The 14,972-nt window shown below is 64.2% G+C and carries 14 protein-coding genes and 1 pseudogene; 14 read left to right on the forward strand and 1 reads right to left on the reverse strand.

Annotated features, from left to right (window positions below):
• Window positions 1-28: 28 nt before the first annotated feature.
• The 14 genes and pseudogenes from WF331_RS02365 to WF331_RS02430 all read left to right on the forward strand — a co-directional run bounded on the left by WF331_RS02365 (window position 29) and on the right by WF331_RS02430 (window position 14,540).
• Complete coding sequence (locus WF331_RS02365) at window positions 29-466, forward strand: NfeD family protein (RefSeq protein WP_016501833.1); 438 nt, start codon at window positions 29-31, stop codon at window positions 464-466.
• A 26-nt stretch (window positions 467-492) separates the two neighbouring features.
• On the forward strand, window positions 493-1,347 hold the full coding sequence (locus WF331_RS02370; RefSeq protein WP_016501834.1) for an SPFH domain-containing protein: 855 nt from the start codon (window positions 493-495) through the stop codon (window positions 1,345-1,347).
• A 208-nt stretch (window positions 1,348-1,555) separates the two neighbouring features.
• Window positions 1,556-1,945, forward strand: coding sequence for a DUF2946 domain-containing protein (locus WF331_RS02375; RefSeq protein ID WP_340622627.1), 390 nt, complete (start codon window positions 1,556-1,558; stop codon window positions 1,943-1,945).
• A gap of 46 nt (window positions 1,946-1,991) precedes the next feature.
• Window positions 1,992-2,477 (forward strand): copper chaperone PCu(A)C, encoded by a 486-nt coding sequence (locus WF331_RS02380; protein WP_016501836.1) that lies wholly within the window; start codon window positions 1,992-1,994, stop codon window positions 2,475-2,477.
• A 22-nt stretch (window positions 2,478-2,499) separates the two neighbouring features.
• A complete protein-coding gene (locus WF331_RS02385) occupies window positions 2,500-2,931 on the forward strand; it encodes a DUF2946 domain-containing protein (protein ID WP_340622628.1) in 432 nt (143 codons plus the stop codon).
• 66 nt (window positions 2,932-2,997) lie between these two features.
• Window positions 2,998-5,064: a TonB-dependent copper receptor gene (locus tag WF331_RS02390; RefSeq protein WP_340622629.1), complete on the forward strand. Its 2,067-nt coding sequence runs from the start codon at window positions 2,998-3,000 to the stop codon at window positions 5,062-5,064.
• A 58-nt stretch (window positions 5,065-5,122) separates the two neighbouring features.
• Window positions 5,123-6,490 (forward strand): annotated as a pseudogene (locus tag WF331_RS02395) (PepSY-associated TM helix domain-containing protein).
• 238 nt (window positions 6,491-6,728) lie between these two features.
• Entirely contained in the window at window positions 6,729-8,135 is a 1,407-nt protein-coding gene (gene cycA / locus WF331_RS02400; protein ID WP_016501840.1) for a D-serine/D-alanine/glycine transporter, read from the forward strand.
• Window positions 8,136-8,323: 188 nt separating this feature from the next.
• Window positions 8,324-9,589 carry an urea ABC transporter substrate-binding protein gene (gene urtA, locus WF331_RS02405; RefSeq protein WP_016395201.1) on the forward strand — a complete coding sequence of 422 codons (1,266 nt, stop codon included), beginning with the start codon at window positions 8,324-8,326 and terminating at the stop codon, window positions 9,587-9,589.
• A gap of 138 nt (window positions 9,590-9,727) precedes the next feature.
• Entirely contained in the window at window positions 9,728-11,215 is a 1,488-nt protein-coding gene (gene urtB / locus WF331_RS02410) for an urea ABC transporter permease subunit UrtB (protein WP_445324368.1), read from the forward strand.
• On the forward strand, window positions 11,215-12,294 hold the full coding sequence (gene urtC, locus WF331_RS02415; protein ID WP_016501842.1) for an urea ABC transporter permease subunit UrtC: 1,080 nt from the start codon (window positions 11,215-11,217) through the stop codon (window positions 12,292-12,294). The genes urtB and urtC overlap by 1 nt, the downstream gene beginning before the upstream one ends.
• Window positions 12,291-13,148, forward strand: coding sequence for an urea ABC transporter ATP-binding protein UrtD (gene urtD, locus WF331_RS02420; RefSeq protein ID WP_016501843.1), 858 nt, complete (start codon window positions 12,291-12,293; stop codon window positions 13,146-13,148). Before urtC ends, urtD begins: the two co-directional genes overlap by 4 nt.
• A 146-nt stretch (window positions 13,149-13,294) precedes the next feature.
• Window positions 13,295-13,993 (forward strand): urea ABC transporter ATP-binding subunit UrtE, encoded by a 699-nt coding sequence (gene urtE, locus WF331_RS02425; protein ID WP_016501844.1) that lies wholly within the window; start codon window positions 13,295-13,297, stop codon window positions 13,991-13,993.
• A 31-nt stretch (window positions 13,994-14,024) separates the two neighbouring features.
• A complete protein-coding gene (locus tag WF331_RS02430; RefSeq protein ID WP_049274598.1) occupies window positions 14,025-14,540 on the forward strand; it encodes a GNAT family N-acetyltransferase in 516 nt (171 codons plus the stop codon).
• A gap of 126 nt (window positions 14,541-14,666) precedes the next feature.
• On the opposite strand, the gene WF331_RS02435 is transcribed toward WF331_RS02430, so the two are convergent.
• Window positions 14,667-14,972, reverse strand: coding sequence for a chaperone modulator CbpM (locus WF331_RS02435; RefSeq protein ID WP_016501846.1), 306 nt, complete (start codon window positions 14,970-14,972; stop codon window positions 14,667-14,669).

The following is a 14,972-nucleotide window of genomic DNA, read 5'->3' on the forward strand; positions in this document are numbered from 1 at the left end:
TCCCCCTCCCCCGGAAGGTTTCACCCATATGGAAATGCAATGGTGGATCTGGCTGGTCTTTGGCATCGCGCTGATCCTGCTCGAACTGGTCCTGCCGACGTTCTTCATCCTCTGGTTCGGCATCGGTGCCGTGCTGGTCTCGCTCATCTCGCTCGCCGCCCCCAGCCTGCAACTGGACATGCAGGTGCTGCTGTGGGTACTGCTGTCGTCTGTCACCACCGCGCTGTGGTTCAAGGTATTCCGGCGCAAGCAGCCAGACGTGCGCTGGACTGCCGACAGCGTGATCGGCGAGGTGGGCTTGCTGACCGCTGGCGTTTCAGAGTTTCAGAAAGGCCGCGTGCGTTTCCAGAAGCCGATTCTTGGCAGCGAAGAATGGATCTGCATTGCCGACAGCGAGATCCCGGTTGGCGAGCGGGTGCGCCTTACCGCCATTGAGGGCAACACTGCCCGTGTCATCCGGGCCTGAATCCGCACTAAAAGGAATTTCGCATCATGACCAGCCTCATCGTTGTCGCCGCCATCGCCCTGTTCGTCCTGATCACCGTGTTCAAGGGGGTACGTATCGTGCCCCAGGGCGAGGAATGGATCGTCGAGCGCCTGGGCCGCTACCACAGCACGCTCAAGCCCGGCCTGAACATCCTCATCCCGTACATGGATGTGGTCGCCTATCGCCTGCCGACCAAGGACATCATCCTCGATGTGCAGCAGCAGGAAATCATCACCCGGGACAACGCCGTGATCGTCGCCAATGCCCTGTGCTTCGCCAAGGTGGTCGACCCGCAGAAAGCCTCCTATGGCGTGCAGAACTTCTCGTTCGCCGTCACCAGCCTGACCATGACTTCGCTGCGCGCCATCGTCGGTGCCATGGACCTGGACGAAGCGCTGTCCAGCCGCGAGCAGATCAAGGCACGCCTGCGCGAGGCGATGTCGGAGCAGACCGAAGACTGGGGCGTGACCGTGCGCTCGGTGGAAATCCAGGACATCAAGCCTTCGGAAAACATGCAACTGGCCATGGAGCGCCAGGCGGCGGCCGAGCGTGAGCGCAAGGCCGATGTAACCCGCGCCGAAGGTGCCAAGCAGGCCGCGATCCTGGAAGCGGAAGCACGCCTGCAGGCGGCCAGGCTGGATGCCGAAGCACAGATCAGCCTGGCCGAGGCCTCGGCGCGGGCGATTTCGCTGGTCAAGGAAGCGGTGGGCAACGAGACCGTGCCGGCGATGTATTTGCTGGGTGAGCGTTATGTCGGGGCCATGGAGAACCTGGCGAGCAGCAACAACGCCAAGGTGGTGGTGTTGCCGGCGGATCTGCAAGAGACCGTACGCGGGCTGATGGGCCGAAACAAGGCTTGAGATTGATTTCACCCTCTTCGCCGGCACGCCCGCTCCCACAGGTACCCCCGCAGCTTTCAAGGTTGTTGGTAATCCTGTGGGAGCGGGCGTGCCCGCGAAGACGGCGACACCGATTCAACTGCCTGCCTGCGTCACTTCACCGCACCCCGCCATTTTTACCTATACTCCGCCTTACAATAGCCACCACGATTCCTGACCGGATCTCTCCATGCCCCCACGTCGGCACATCGCCTGGATAGCCTGCCTTGCAGTGCTGTTCAACCTGCTGGCCATGCCGCTGGCCTCTGCCGTGCCCAAGGGCCCGGCCGAGCAGCTGCTGTGGGGGGCTTTCTGTTCCAGCATGGCCAACAAGGCCAAGCTCGACGTCCAGGCCCTGGCCAAGATCGACCTCGGCCCGCAAAGCGACGACAGCGCCAGCATGATGAATTGCTGGTGCTGCTCGGGCGCTGCACCACTGCTGGCCCTGCCCGGCTCCCCGCCGCAGCTGCACAACCCGCCAACACTGTTTGCCGGCCTGCTGCCGCCCCCCGCCGACTACCAACCCACGCCGCGCCAGCTCTGGCCTGCGTTAAACCCCCGTGCCTCTCCGCTGGCCTGAGTTCATCTCGCTGTCTGCCTGAACCTGAACAGAACGGAGATTCACCATGCTCAAGCACGCCCTCGTCATGGCCGCCCTGCTGCTGCCCGGCGCCTTTGCCAATGCCCACGAATACAGCGTGGGCGACCTGCACATCGCCCACCCCTGGTCGCTGCAGCTGCCGCCCAACGCCCCCAATGTCGCCGCGTATTTCGTGGTGCACAACAATGGCCAGGCCGATGACCGCCTGTTGAGTGTCGACAGCCCCATCAGCGATGACGCGCAACTGCACGAGCACGCCATGAGCGCCAGCGGTGCCATGAAGATGCAGCAAGTACCCAGCGTTGTAGTGCCTGCCGGCAAGGACCTGACCTTCGCCCCCAGCGCCTACCATGTGATGCTGATGCAGCCCAAGGACCGCAGCCTGCTCAGCGACGGCAAGCGCTTCCCGTTGACCCTGCACTTCGAGAAGGCCGGCGACGTCACCGTCGAAGTGGCCGTGCAGAAGCAGGCGCCAACGGACCAGCCGCAAGCCCACGAACACGCGCACTGACACCTGCTGACAGGCACTCGCCATGAGCCTGCCACGCAACAGCATCAGCCGTACCACCCGCCCTGACCGCAGGCGCGCCGGTGGCGGATGGCTGAGCCTGTTCGCCATGTGGATGATCTTCATCGGCCCGCTGATTTCCCAGTCGATGCCGATGGACCACCACGCCGGTCTGAGCATGCCGATGGACATGCCGATGGCGGCTGCCCATCAGCATGGCGGAGACGCCCATCACGGCCACGGCAGCGATGGCCAGCTGCATGTGATGTGGGAAAAGTGCGGTTATTGCAGCCTGTTGTTCAACTGCCCGGCCCTGCCCCAGGCCCTCAGCCCGCTCAGCGCCGGCAGCGTCGTCCCCACCACCCACCTGCTTGCGCCAACGCACCAGGGCCATGCCCGGCAGGCTGTATTCCCCGGTGCGCGCAGCCGCGCCCCACCCTCCTCGATCAGCGTCTGAACCCACATTTTGCGCACGGAGCCAGGAGGCTTCGCGCTAACTCATGACTGATCGACTGGAATCATTATGTCCGGCTGTACCCCTGTTTTTGCCTTGTCCCTGCGTGGGGCCCTCGCCGCCGTGTGCGGCTCGCTGCTCGCGCCCGTGGCCCTGGCCGCCGACACTGGCCATGAAGGCCATGCGCACGACGCACCCGAGCTGAGCCCGACGGTAATCACCGCCGTGGCCCCGAGCTCGCCGCTGACCGTGGTCACCAACCCGAAAGACCCGCGCCAGCCAGTGCCGGCCAGCGACGGCGCCGACTACCTGAAGACCATCCCCGGCTTCTCGGCGATCCGCGCCGGCGGCACCAACGGTGACCCGGTGTTGCGCGGCATGTTCGGCTCGCGCCTGAACATCCTCACCAATGGCGGCCTGATGCTGGGCGCCTGCCCCAACCGCATGGACGCGCCCACGTCCTATATTTCGCCGGAAACCTACGACCGCCTGACCGTGATCAAAGGCCCGCAAAGCGTGATCTGGGGCCCGGGCGGTTCGGCAGGCACCATTCTTTTCGAACGTGAACCCGAAAAGTTCGGCACCCTCGGCAGCCGGGTAAATGCCAGCCTGCTGGCCGGCTCCAACGGCCGCTTCGACAAGGTGCTGGATGCCGCCGCCGGCAACAGCCAGGCCTACGCCCGCTTCGTCGGCAACCAGTCGCGCTCGGATGACTACCACGACGGCAACAACGACACCGTGCCGTCGCGCTGGGAAAAATGGAACGGCGATGTCGCCCTCGGCTGGACGCCCGACCAGGACACCCTGCTGGAGCTGACGGCCGGCAAGGGCGATGGAGAGGCCCGCTATGCCGGGCGCGGCATGGACGGCTCGCAGTTCAAGCGTGAAAGCCTGGGCCTGCGCTTTGAAAAGTCCAACCTTGGCGAGGTGCTCGACAAGGTCGAGGCGCAGGTCTACTACAACTACGCCGACCATGTGATGGACAACTACAGCCTTCGTACCCCATCGGGCAGCGGCATGATGGGCATGCCGATGGTCAGCAACGTCGACCGTCGCACCATGGGGGCACGCATCAAGGCCACCTGGCGCTGGGCCGATGTGCAGCTGATCAGTGGCATCGACGCGCAAACCAACGAACATCGCCAGCGTGGGGGCATGGGCGTAGACGCACACAAGGGCCAGGCCTGGACCAAGGACGCCGACTTCCACAACTACGGTGCCTTCAGCGAACTGACCTGGTACGTCAGCGGTGAAGACCGGCTGATCACCGGTGCCCGCCTGGACCGCGCCTCGGCCCGAGACTTCCGTAAAGGCAGCGCCACAGAAGGTGATAGCCGCGCCGACACCCTGCCCAGCGGTTTCATACGCTATGAGCACGACCTGGCAGCCATCCCGGCCACCACCTATATCGGCCTCGGCCATGCCCAGCGTTTCCCCGATTACTGGGAGCTGTTCTCGCCCAAGCTGGCACCGCCCGGTGCAGCAAATGCCTTTGACGGCATCAAGCCAGAGAAGACTACCCAGCTCGACTTCGGCATCCAGTATCGCACCGAGCGCCTGGAAGCCTGGGCTTCGGGCTATGTCGGGCAAATCCGCGACTACATCCTGTTCGACTACCGCACGGGCATGATGGGCATGAGCACCTCGCAGGCACAGAACATCGACGCCCGCATCATGGGCGGCGAACTGGGTGCCGCCTACCAGCTGACCGAAAACTGGAAGGCCGACGGCACGCTGGCCTACGCTTGGGGCAAGAACAGCAGTGATGGCAAAGCGCTACCGCAAATGCCACCTCTGGAAAGCCGCCTCGGTCTGACCTACAGCCGCGATGTATGGAGCGTCGGTGCACTGTGGCGGCTGGTGGCGGCGCAAAACCGCATTGCCGAGAACCAGGGCAACGTGGTCGGCAAGGACTACGACAAGAGCGCCGGCTTCGGCGTGTTCTCCCTGAACGGCGCCTACAAGGTGAACAAAAACCTCAAGCTCAGCGCAGGGGTCGACAACCTGTTCGACAAAACCTACGCCGAGCACTTGAACCTGGCCGGGAACGCCGGGTTCGGCTACCCGGCTACCGATCCACAGCCGGTCAACGAGCCAGGCAGGACCTTCTGGACCAAGGTCGACTTCAGCTTCTGACAACAACCACGGGCGCAGCCTCGGTTGCGCCCCTCTGCTGGTCAAACAGGAGGTTCCCATGAGAGGAACACGCACCAATTTCTATAACCTGGCCTGGCGTTGGCACTTTTATGCGGGGCTGTTCGTGGCCCCGTTCATGATCCTGTTGGCGATCACCGGGATCATCTACCTGTTCAAGCCGCAGCTCGACCCGCTGCTGTACCGCGACCTGATGGTGGTCGAAGCCGGCCACCACCGACAGGGCGCCGATGCGATGCTGGCGCAAGTGCGCCAGACTTACCCCAAAGGCCACGTCGGCCAGTACCTGCCGCCCATCAACGCCGAGCGCAGTGCGCAGTTCGTGGTGCATGACAGCGGGCGCGAACTGAACGTGTTCGTCGACCCGTATAGCGGCAAGGTGCTCGGCGAGCAGGACGCCAAGCAGAACCTGCAGGCCATCGCCCGCGCCCTGCATGGCGAGCTGATGGTTGGCACGGTCGGTGACCGCCTGGTGGAGCTGGCCGCAGGCTGGGGCATCGTGCTGGTGGTGTCGGGCCTGTACCTCTGGGGGCCACGCGGGCGCAATGGCGCTGGCGTGCTGTGGCCACGGCTGTCGGCACGCGGCCGGTTGTTCTGGCGCGACCTGCACGCGGTTACCGGCTTCTGGGGCTCGGCCTTGCTGTTGCTGATGCTGGTCAGCGGCATGACCTGGACCGGGCTTTGGGGCAAGCAGTACGCCGATTTGTGGAACCGTTTCCCGGCAGCCATGTGGAACGACGTGCCCAAGTCGGACCAGCAGGCGGGTGAGCTTAATAGTGCCCACCGCCAGACCGTGCCCTGGGCGATGGAAAACACGCCGATGCCGCAGTCCGGCGCACACGCCGAACACGCCGGGCACCACATGATGTCGGACCTGCCCGCAGCGCCCCAGGTGAGCGTGCAGCAGGTCGAAGACATCGCCACCTCCCGCCAGGTCGAGCCGGGCTACAGCATTACCCTGCCGACCACGGCTGACGGAGTGTTCACCATTGCCGTGTTCGCCGACGACCCTCGCAACGACGCCACCCTGCATGTCGACCAGTACACCGGCAAGGTCCTGGCCGATGTGCGCTGGCAGGACTACAGCCCGGTCGCCCGCGCCACCGAGCTGGGGGTGATGCTGCATGAGGGCAAGATGTTCGGGGCGTTCAACCAGATCATCATCCTGCTGGTGTGCCTGATGATCCTGCTGGGGTCGGTGAGCGGGCTGGTGATGTGATGGAAGCGCCGGCCTGAAGGCGGGCTGGGTGTGCCGCCGCTGCGCCATGACCTGCCGCGCTGGAAGGCGGCGGTGGGGGTGATGCTGGTGCTGGGGCTGATGTTCCCGTTGGTGGGCGTATCGATGGTGGTGATGTGGGTGGTGGACAGCCTGGTGGTGCGCCGCCGCCGGGAGCTGGCCAGCGCCTGAGCCCTGCATAACCTGCACTGGCCTCTTCGCGGGCTTGCCCGCTCCCACAGGATCTCTGCCGCCCTCAGGCGTGGCGCGATACCTGTGGGAGTGGGCATGCCCGCGAAGAGGCCGGTGAAGGTCTCGAACTTTTCCTGCGAAAGCACGGCTGCCATCTGAAAATCGTGGCGATCTGTCGCGATCTCGAATTGGAACGCCCGTGTTAGCCTAGCCGGCGACTTTCAAGGGAATGCAGCTTATGACCGCAATTTCACCAAAACCACAAGAAGAGCAGCACCTGCAACGCAACCTGACCAACCGCCACATCCAGCTGATCGCCATCGGCGGCGCGATCGGTACCGGCCTGTTCATGGGGTCGGGCAAGACCATCAGCCTGGCGGGCCCGTCGATCATCTTCGTCTACATGATCATCGGCTTCATGCTGTTCTTCGTCATGCGCGCCATGGGCGAACTGCTGCTGTCGAACCTGAACTACAAATCGTTCATCGACTTCTCGGCCGACCTGCTCGGCCCCTGGGCCGGTTACTTCACCGGCTGGACCTACTGGTTCTGCTGGGTAGTCACCGGTATCGCCGACGTGGTTGCCATCGCCGCCTACACACAGTTCTGGTTCCCCGACCTGCCGCAGTGGATACCGGCGCTGACCTGCGTAGGGCTGCTGCTGTCGCTGAACCTGGTGACGGTAAAAATGTTCGGCGAGATGGAGTTCTGGTTCGCCCTGGTCAAGATCATCGCCATTCTCGGCCTGGTCGCCACCGGCCTGTACATGGTCATCACCGGCTTCACCTCGCCCAGCGGGCGCACTGCACAGCTGGCCAACCTGTGGAATGACGGCGGCATGTTCCCCCATGGGCTGATGGGTTTCTTCGCCGGTTTCCAGATCGCCGTGTTCGCCTTCGTCGGTATCGAGCTGGTGGGCACCACCGCCGCCGAAGCGAAAAACCCGGAGCGCACCCTGCCGCGGGCGATCAACTCGATCCCGATCCGCATCATCGTGTTCTATGTGCTGGCGCTGATCGCGATCATGGCCGTGACACCTTGGCGCGACGTGGTCCCGGGCAAGAGCCCGTTCGTCGAGCTGTTCGTGCTGGCCGGCCTTCCAGCGGCGGCCAGCATCATCAACTTCGTGGTACTGACCTCGGCGGCCTCGTCGGCCAACAGCGGCGTGTTCTCCACCAGCCGCATGCTCTTCGGCCTGAGCCAGGAGGGTGATGCACCCAAGGCGTTCGAGAAGCTTTCGAGCCGCTCGGTGCCGGCTAACGGCCTGTACTTCTCCTGCACCTGCCTGCTGCTCGGTGCAGTGCTGATCTACCTGGTGCCGAACGTGGTCGAGGCGTTCACCCTGGTGACCACGGTTTCGGCGGTGCTGTTCATGTTCGTGTGGACGCTGATTTTGCTGTCGTACCTGAAGTACCGCAAAAACCGTGCGGCGCTGCATCAGGCGTCGAAGTACAAGATGCCGGGCGGGCGCTTCATGTGCTACGTGTGCCTGGTGTTCTTTGCCTTCATCCTGGTGTTGCTGAGCCTGGAGGCGGACACGCGTTCAGCGCTGGTGGTAACGCCGATCTGGTTCGTATTGCTGGCGGTGACCTATCAGTTTGTACGCAGCAGGCGCCATCCGCGTTCGGCTGTGCGCAACGGCTGATAGCCTCGGGGGCTGCTCTGCAGCCCCAATCCTGTGCACATCAATGTCCCAGGCACCAACCTGGACCTCGCAAACGCCCCAACACCTCGCACAACCCCTCTATTACGCCCATTTCGCCACTAGGCACATCCCTTGCAACGCCCCTCCCCGCTTGCCCAACACTCTAAAAAACTCAGCGGAGAGAGCACATGAAGCGTCGCAGTCTGATCAAGGCTTTTACCCTCAGCGCATCGATTGCGGCGATGGGCCTGAGCTGGAGCATCCAGGCCGCCGAGACCATCAAGGTTGGCATCCTGCATTCGCTGTCGGGGACCATGGCCATTTCCGAGACCTCGCTCAAGGACATGGCGCTGATGACCATCGACGAGATCAACGCCAAGGGCGGCGTGAACGGCAAGATGCTCGAACCGGTGGTGGTCGACCCGGCCTCCAACTGGCCGCTGTTCGCTGAAAAGAGCCGCCAACTGCTGACCCAGGACAAGGTCGCGGTGGTGTTCGGCTGCTGGACCTCGGTGTCGCGCAAGTCGGTGCTGCCAGTGTTCGAAGAGCTCAACGGCCTGCTGTTCTACCCGGTGCAGTACGAGGGTGAAGAGATGTCGCCAAACGTGTTCTACACCGGCGCCGCCCCCAACCAGCAGGCCATTCCTGCCGTCGAATACCTGATGAGCGAAGACGGCGGCAGCGCCAAGCGCTTCTTCCTGCTGGGCACCGACTACGTCTACCCGCGCACCACCAACAAGATCCTGCGCGCTTTCCTGCACAGCAAAGGCGTGGCCGACAAGGACATCGAAGAGGTGTACACGCCGTTCGGCCACGCCGATTACCAGACCATCGTTGCCAACATCAAGAAGTTCTCCGCCGGCGGCAAGACGGCGGTGATTTCCACGGTCAACGGCGACTCCAACGTGCCGTTCTACAAAGAACTGGCCAACCAGGGCCTGAAGGCCACCGACGTGCCGGTTGTGGCGTTCTCGGTGGGCGAAGAAGAGCTGCGCGGCATCGACACCAAACCGTTGGTGGGGCACCTGGCAGCGTGGAACTACTTCGAGTCGGTGGATAACCCGGTGAACCAGAAGTTCGTCGCCGACTGGAAGGCCTACGCCAAGGCCAAGGGCCTGCCAGGCGCTGACAAGGCGGTGACCAACGACCCGATGGAAGCCACCTACGTGGGCATCCACATGTGGGCGCAGGCCGCCGAGAAGGCCAAGTCCACCGACGTCGACAAGGTGCGTGAAGCACTGGCCGGGCAGAGCTTCAAGGCACCGTCGGGCTTCACCCTGACCATGGACAAGACCAACCACCACCTGCACAAGCCGGTGATGATCGGCGAGATCCAGGATGACGGGCAGTTCAGTGTGGTGTGGGAAACCGAGCAGCCGCTGCGGGCGCAGCCTTGGAGCCCGTTCATTCCAGGGAATGACAAGCGACCTGACTACGCAGTGAAAGGTAACTGAGTGCACTGGGGCCGCTATGCGGCCCATTCGCGGGCTTGCCCGCTCCCACAGGTCCCCACTGCCCTCTGGACCAGTGAAATACCTGTGGGAGCGGGCAAGCCCGCGAAGAATCCACCACTGTATTCCAGGATTGCCCGCATGCTCAGAATGCTGCTCACCCTGCTTCTGCTACTCCCCATGGCCACCCAGGCCAGCGAGGGCGAATTCTTCCTCACCGCCAAGCCCGCCGAGCAGGCCCGCCTGCTCGAAAGCTGGGCGGCGCAACCCGATGCCGCGCGCCTGCCACTGCTGGACAACCTGCGCCAAGGCCGCATTGCCACTGACGACACCCGCAAGGTGCGCCTGAACAACCGCCTGCGCGGTCTGATCGACAACGCCCTGGCCAGCCACCAGCTGCTCAGCGACAACAGCGAAACGCGCCTGGCCGCCGCCCAGCAACTGCAAAAAAGCGCACAACCCGCGCAAATGGCCTTCCTCGACCGGCGCTTCGCCAGCGAGCCGGATGCTGCCGTGCACGCCGCCATCGGCCTGGCCCTGGCCAACCTGCAACTGGGCGCCAGCGAACCGGCAGTACGCCTGGCAGCCGTGCGCCTGCTGGGCGAAACCGGTGACCCGCTGGCCCGCACCCGCCTTGAAGCGCTGCTGCAACCCGACGCTGAAGCCGACCCGGGCGTGCGCATCGCTGCCGAAACCAGCCTGGCCCAGGTCAAACGCAAGCTGCTGGTGGGCGAACTGCTCGGCCAGGCCTTCAGCGGCCTGTCGCTGGGCTCGATCCTGCTGCTGGCGGCGCTCGGCCTTGCCATCACCTTCGGCCTGCTCGGGGTGATCAACATGGCCCACGGCGAGATGCTGATGCTCGGCGCCTACAGCACCTATATGGTCCAGGTGCTGGTGCAGCGCTACGCCCCGGGTGCCATCGAGTTCTACCCGCTGATTGCCCTGCCCGTGGCCTTCGCTGTGAGTGCCGGGGTCGGCATGGCGCTGGAACGCACCGTGATCCGCCACCTGTACGGCCGCCCGCTGGAAACCCTGCTGGCGACCTGGGGCATCAGCCTGATGCTGATTCAGGCCATCCGCCTGCTGTTTGGCGCGCAGAACGTCGAGGTGAGCAACCCGGCGTGGCTCTCGGGTGGCATTCAGCTGCTGCCCAACCTGGTGCTGCCGTACAACCGCCTGGTCATCATCGGCTTCGCCTTGGCCGTGGTGCTGCTCACCTGGCTGCTGCTCAACCGCACACGGCTTGGCCTGAACGTGCGCGCAGTCACCCAGAACCGCAACATGGCCGCCTGCTGCGGCGTGTCCACCGGGCGCGTCGACATGCTCGCCTTTGGCCTGGGCTCTGGCATCGCCGGCCTCGGCGGCGTGGCCCTGAGCCAGGTCGGCAACGTCGGCCCGGACCTGGGCCAGAGCTACATCATCGACTCATTCCTGGTGGTGGTGCTGGGCGGTGTCGGGCAGCTGGCCGGCAGCCTCTGGGCCGCGTTCGGCCTTGGCATCACCAACAAGCTGCTGGAGCCGCAGATCGGTGCCGTGCTCGGCAAGATCCTCATCCTTGCGTTGATCATTCTGTTCATCCAGAAGCGCCCGCAAGGCCTGTTCGCCCTCAAGGGACGGGTAATCGACTGATGAACCAGCCACTGCTTGTCACCGCTACGCAAAAGGCCGGGCCGCGCCTGACCCTGACCATCGGCGCCCTCGTCGTGCTGCTGTTGCTGGCCCTGCCGCTGTTGTCGCTGCTCCCGGCGGATCACGCGCTTCAGGTATCGGCCTACACCCTTACCCTGGTCGGCAAGATCCTCTGCTACGCCATCGTCGCTCTGGCCCTGGACCTGGTCTGGGGCTATGCCGGCCTGCTGTCGCTGGGGCACGGCCTGTTCTTCGCCCTGGGCGGCTACGCCATGGGCATGTACCTGATGCGCCAGGCGGCCGGTGACGGCCTGCCGGGGTTCATGACTTTCCTGTCATGGACCGAGCTGCCGTGGTACTGGGCCGGTACCCAGCATTTTGCCTGGGCCCTGTGCCTGGTGGTGCTGGCGCCTGGGCTGCTGGCACTGGTGTTTGGCTGGTTCGCCTTCCGCTCGCGGATCAAGGGGGTGTACTTCTCGATCATGACCCAGGCCCTGACCTTCGCTGGCATGTTGCTGTTCTTCCGCAACGAAACCGGCTTCGGCGGTAACAACGGCTTCACCAGCTTTCGCACCATCCTCGGCTTCGACATTGCCGCACAAGGCACCCGCGCGGTGCTGTTCCTGCTCACCGTCGGGCTGCTGCTGGCCAGCCTGTACCTGTGCTGGCGCCTGACCCGCAGCAAGTTCGGCCGCCTGCTCACCGCCGTGCGCGACGCCGAGAATCGCCTGATGTTCTGCGGCTACGACCCACGCGGCTTCAAGTTGCTGGTGTGGGTGCTCAGCGCCGTCCTGTGCGGCCTGGCGGGCGCGCTGTATGTGCCGCAGGTGGGCATCATCAATCCCAGCGAAATGTCGCCGACCAACTCCATCGAAGCCGCCGTGTGGGTGGCCTTGGGCGGGCGCGGCACGCTGATCGGCCCGCTGCTCGGCGCCGGCCTGGTCAATGGCATGAAAAGCTGGTTCACCGTGGCCTTCCCGGAGTTCTGGCTGTTCTTCCTTGGCGCGCTGTTCATCCTCGTCACCCTGTACCTGCCCAAGGGCGTGGTCGGCCTGTTGAAGAAAAGGAGCCAGCCATGAGAGGCGTGCCCCCGGTCCACCCTGAATTCATGCTCGAACCGGTGTTCGACACCCTCGGCGCCAGTCGCGACGCAATCGGCCTGGGCCAAAGCCGCAAGGCCGGCCTCGACACCCGTCACGGCACAGTGCTGAGCCTGGAGGACATCAGCGTCAGCTTCGATGGTTTCAAGGCGCTCAACGGGCTGAACCTGTACATCGGCGTGGGCGAACTGCGCTGCATCATCGGCCCCAACGGCGCCGGCAAGACCACGATGATGGACGTGATCACCGGCAAGACCCGCCCCGACACTGGCAGCGCCTACTTTGGCGACACCCTCGACCTGACCCGCATGAGCGAATACCAGATCGCCCAGGCCGGCATTGGCCGCAAGTTCCAGAAGCCCACGGTGTTCGAGGCACTGACGGTGTTCGAAAACCTGGAGCTGGCGCTGAAGACCGACAAGTCGGTGTGGGCCAGCCTGGCCGCGCGCCTGGGTGGCGAGCAGCGCCAGCGCATCGAAGAAGTGCTGACCACCTTGCGCCTGCTGCCCCTGGCCCAGCGCCAGGCCGGCTTGCTGTCGCACGGGCAGAAGCAGTTTCTGGAAATCGGCATGTTGCTGGTGCAAGAGCCGCAATTGCTGCTGCTGGATGAGCCAGTGGCCGGCATGACCGACGCCGAGACCGAGTTTACCGCCGAGCTGTTCAAAGGCCTGGCTGGCAAGCATTCGCTGATGGTGGTGGAGCATGACATGGGCTTTGTCGGCAGCATTGCCGACCATGTGACCGTGCTGCACCAGGGCAGTGTGCTTGCAGAAGGGTCGCTGGAGCAGGTGCAGGCAGATGAGCGGGTGGTCGAGGTGTATCTGGGCCGCTAGACATTGACGCCTGTAGCGGCCCTATCGCCGGCAAGCCAGCTCCCACAAGAGCTCCACAGGGCCTGAGGCTTGCGCTTCGCCTGTGGGAGCGGGCAATCCCGCGAACGGGCCAGCACAGGCACAGTAACTCTTTCAGGAACACTCACATGCTCAAGATCGACTCCCTGCACCAGTACTACGGCGGCAGCCATATCCTGCGCGGCCTGTCCTTCGAAGCCAAGGTCGGCGAAGTCACCTGCCTGCTGGGCCGCAATGGCGTGGGCAAGACCACCCTGCTGCGCTGCCTGATGGGCCTGGTACCCGCCCGTGACGGCAGCATCGAATGGGAAGGCAAAACCATCACCAGCCTCAAACCGCAGCAACGGGTCCAGGCCGGGATCGCCTATGTACCCCAGGGCCGCGAAATTTTCCCGCGCCTTACCGTCGAGGAAAACCTGCTGATGGGCCTGTCACGCTTCCCGGCCCGTGAAGCCCGCGAAGTCCCTGCCTTCATCTACGAACTGTTCCCGGTGCTGGAGCAAATGAAGCAGCGCCGCGGCGGCGACTTGTCTGGTGGCCAGCAGCAACAGCTGGCCATCGGCCGCGCCCTGGCCAGCCGCCCACGGCTGCTGATTCTCGACGAGCCCACCGAAGGTATCCAGCCCTCGGTGATCAAGGAGATCGGCGCGGTCATCCGCCGCCTAGCCCAGCGTGGCGACATGGCGATCCTGCTGGTGGAGCAGTTCTACGACTTTGCCGAAGAACTGGCCGACCAGTACCTGGTCATGGCCCGTGGCGAGATCGTGCAACATGGCCGCGGCGAAAACATGCAAGCCGAAGGTGTGCGCGGGCTGGTAACCATTTAATCTGCGAGCAACGACCCTGCGAGACGCTGTCATGAGTTACGAAATCCGCGACGCCCTGCCCACCGACGTGCCGGGCATCCTCGACATCTACAACGACGCGGTGCGCAACACCACGGCGATCTGGAACGAAACGCCGGTTGACCTCGGTAACCGTCAGGCCTGGTTTGAAGCGCGGGCGCAGCAGGGGTATCCCATTCTGGTGGCAGTGGATGAGACGGGTGTACTGGGGTATGCCTCGTTTGGCGACTGGCGGCCGTTTGAAGGGTTTCGTAACACCGTTGAGCACTCGGTGTATATCCGCGCAGACCAGCGTGGCAAAGGGCTGGGGCCGGTGTTGATGGCAGCGCTGGTGGAGCGTGCGCGCGGGTGTGGCAAGCATGTGATGGTGGCGGCCATCGAGAGTGGCAATGCGGCGTCGGTGCGCCTGCATGAGCGGCTGGGCTTCGTGGTGACCGGGCAGATGCCGCAGGTGGGGGTGAAGTTTGGCCGCTGGCTGGACCTGACCTTCATGCAGCTGGTGCTGAACCCCGGAGCCGAACCGACCTGAAATTGATGTCGGCTGTGCTGGCCTCTTCGCGGGTAAACCCGCTCCCACAGGGACCTCACATGTCTTGGGCAATGTGGGATCTCTGTGGGAGCGGGTTTACCCGCGAAGAGGCAGGGCCTGCAAACCTTACATCTGGGTAAACCTGCCCAGCCGCTGGCGCAGCATGGTGTTCTCGCTGCGCAACTGCTGCACTTCCTGCAACAACTCCAGCGCCAGCGCCACCCCTTCCCACTCCAGTTCCAGCTCCTGGTGCAGCTTCGCCGCGCGCTTGGCCACCAACGGCGCCTGATCGTCGAACAACCAGTCCTCAGGCGTTCGCCCGGAGGGTTCGACAATGCCGTGTTCGACGATCTCGATCACGCAGTCCGCCGTGACATCGGCTTCCTGACACAAGGTACGCATGTCCAGTTGAACGATCAGGGTGCTGCTCAT

This window comes from Pseudomonas sp. YNh (genome assembly GCF_037993085.1).
In the GTDB taxonomy this organism is placed as follows: Bacteria; Pseudomonadota; Gammaproteobacteria; order Pseudomonadales; family Pseudomonadaceae; genus Aquipseudomonas; species Aquipseudomonas putida.

Excerpts from the sequence above, each read along its gene's own strand:
- WF331_RS02365 (WP_016501833.1), top strand. The coding sequence starts at position 29 with ATGGAAATGCAATGGTGGATCTGGCTGGTCTTTGGCATCGCGCTGATC.
- WF331_RS02370 (WP_016501834.1), top strand. The coding sequence starts at position 493 with ATGACCAGCCTCATCGTTGTCGCCGCCATCGCCCTGTTCGTCCTGATC.
- WF331_RS02375 (WP_340622627.1), top strand. The coding sequence starts at position 1,556 with ATGCCCCCACGTCGGCACATCGCCTGGATAGCCTGCCTTGCAGTGCTG.
- WF331_RS02380 (WP_016501836.1), top strand. The coding sequence starts at position 1,992 with ATGCTCAAGCACGCCCTCGTCATGGCCGCCCTGCTGCTGCCCGGCGCC.
- WF331_RS02385 (WP_340622628.1), top strand. The coding sequence starts at position 2,500 with ATGAGCCTGCCACGCAACAGCATCAGCCGTACCACCCGCCCTGACCGC.
- WF331_RS02390 (WP_340622629.1), top strand. The coding sequence starts at position 2,998 with ATGTCCGGCTGTACCCCTGTTTTTGCCTTGTCCCTGCGTGGGGCCCTC.
- cycA (WP_016501840.1), top strand. The coding sequence starts at position 6,729 with ATGACCGCAATTTCACCAAAACCACAAGAAGAGCAGCACCTGCAACGC.
- urtA (WP_016395201.1), top strand. The coding sequence starts at position 8,324 with ATGAAGCGTCGCAGTCTGATCAAGGCTTTTACCCTCAGCGCATCGATT.
- urtB (WP_445324368.1), top strand. The coding sequence starts at position 9,728 with ATGCTCAGAATGCTGCTCACCCTGCTTCTGCTACTCCCCATGGCCACC.
- urtC (WP_016501842.1), top strand. The coding sequence starts at position 11,215 with ATGAACCAGCCACTGCTTGTCACCGCTACGCAAAAGGCCGGGCCGCGC.
- urtD (WP_016501843.1), top strand. The coding sequence starts at position 12,291 with ATGAGAGGCGTGCCCCCGGTCCACCCTGAATTCATGCTCGAACCGGTG.
- urtE (WP_016501844.1), top strand. The coding sequence starts at position 13,295 with ATGCTCAAGATCGACTCCCTGCACCAGTACTACGGCGGCAGCCATATC.
- WF331_RS02430 (WP_049274598.1), top strand. The coding sequence starts at position 14,025 with ATGAGTTACGAAATCCGCGACGCCCTGCCCACCGACGTGCCGGGCATC.
- WF331_RS02435 (WP_016501846.1), bottom strand. The coding sequence starts at position 14,972 with ATGAGCAGCACCCTGATCGTTCAACTGGACATGCGTACCTTGTGTCAG.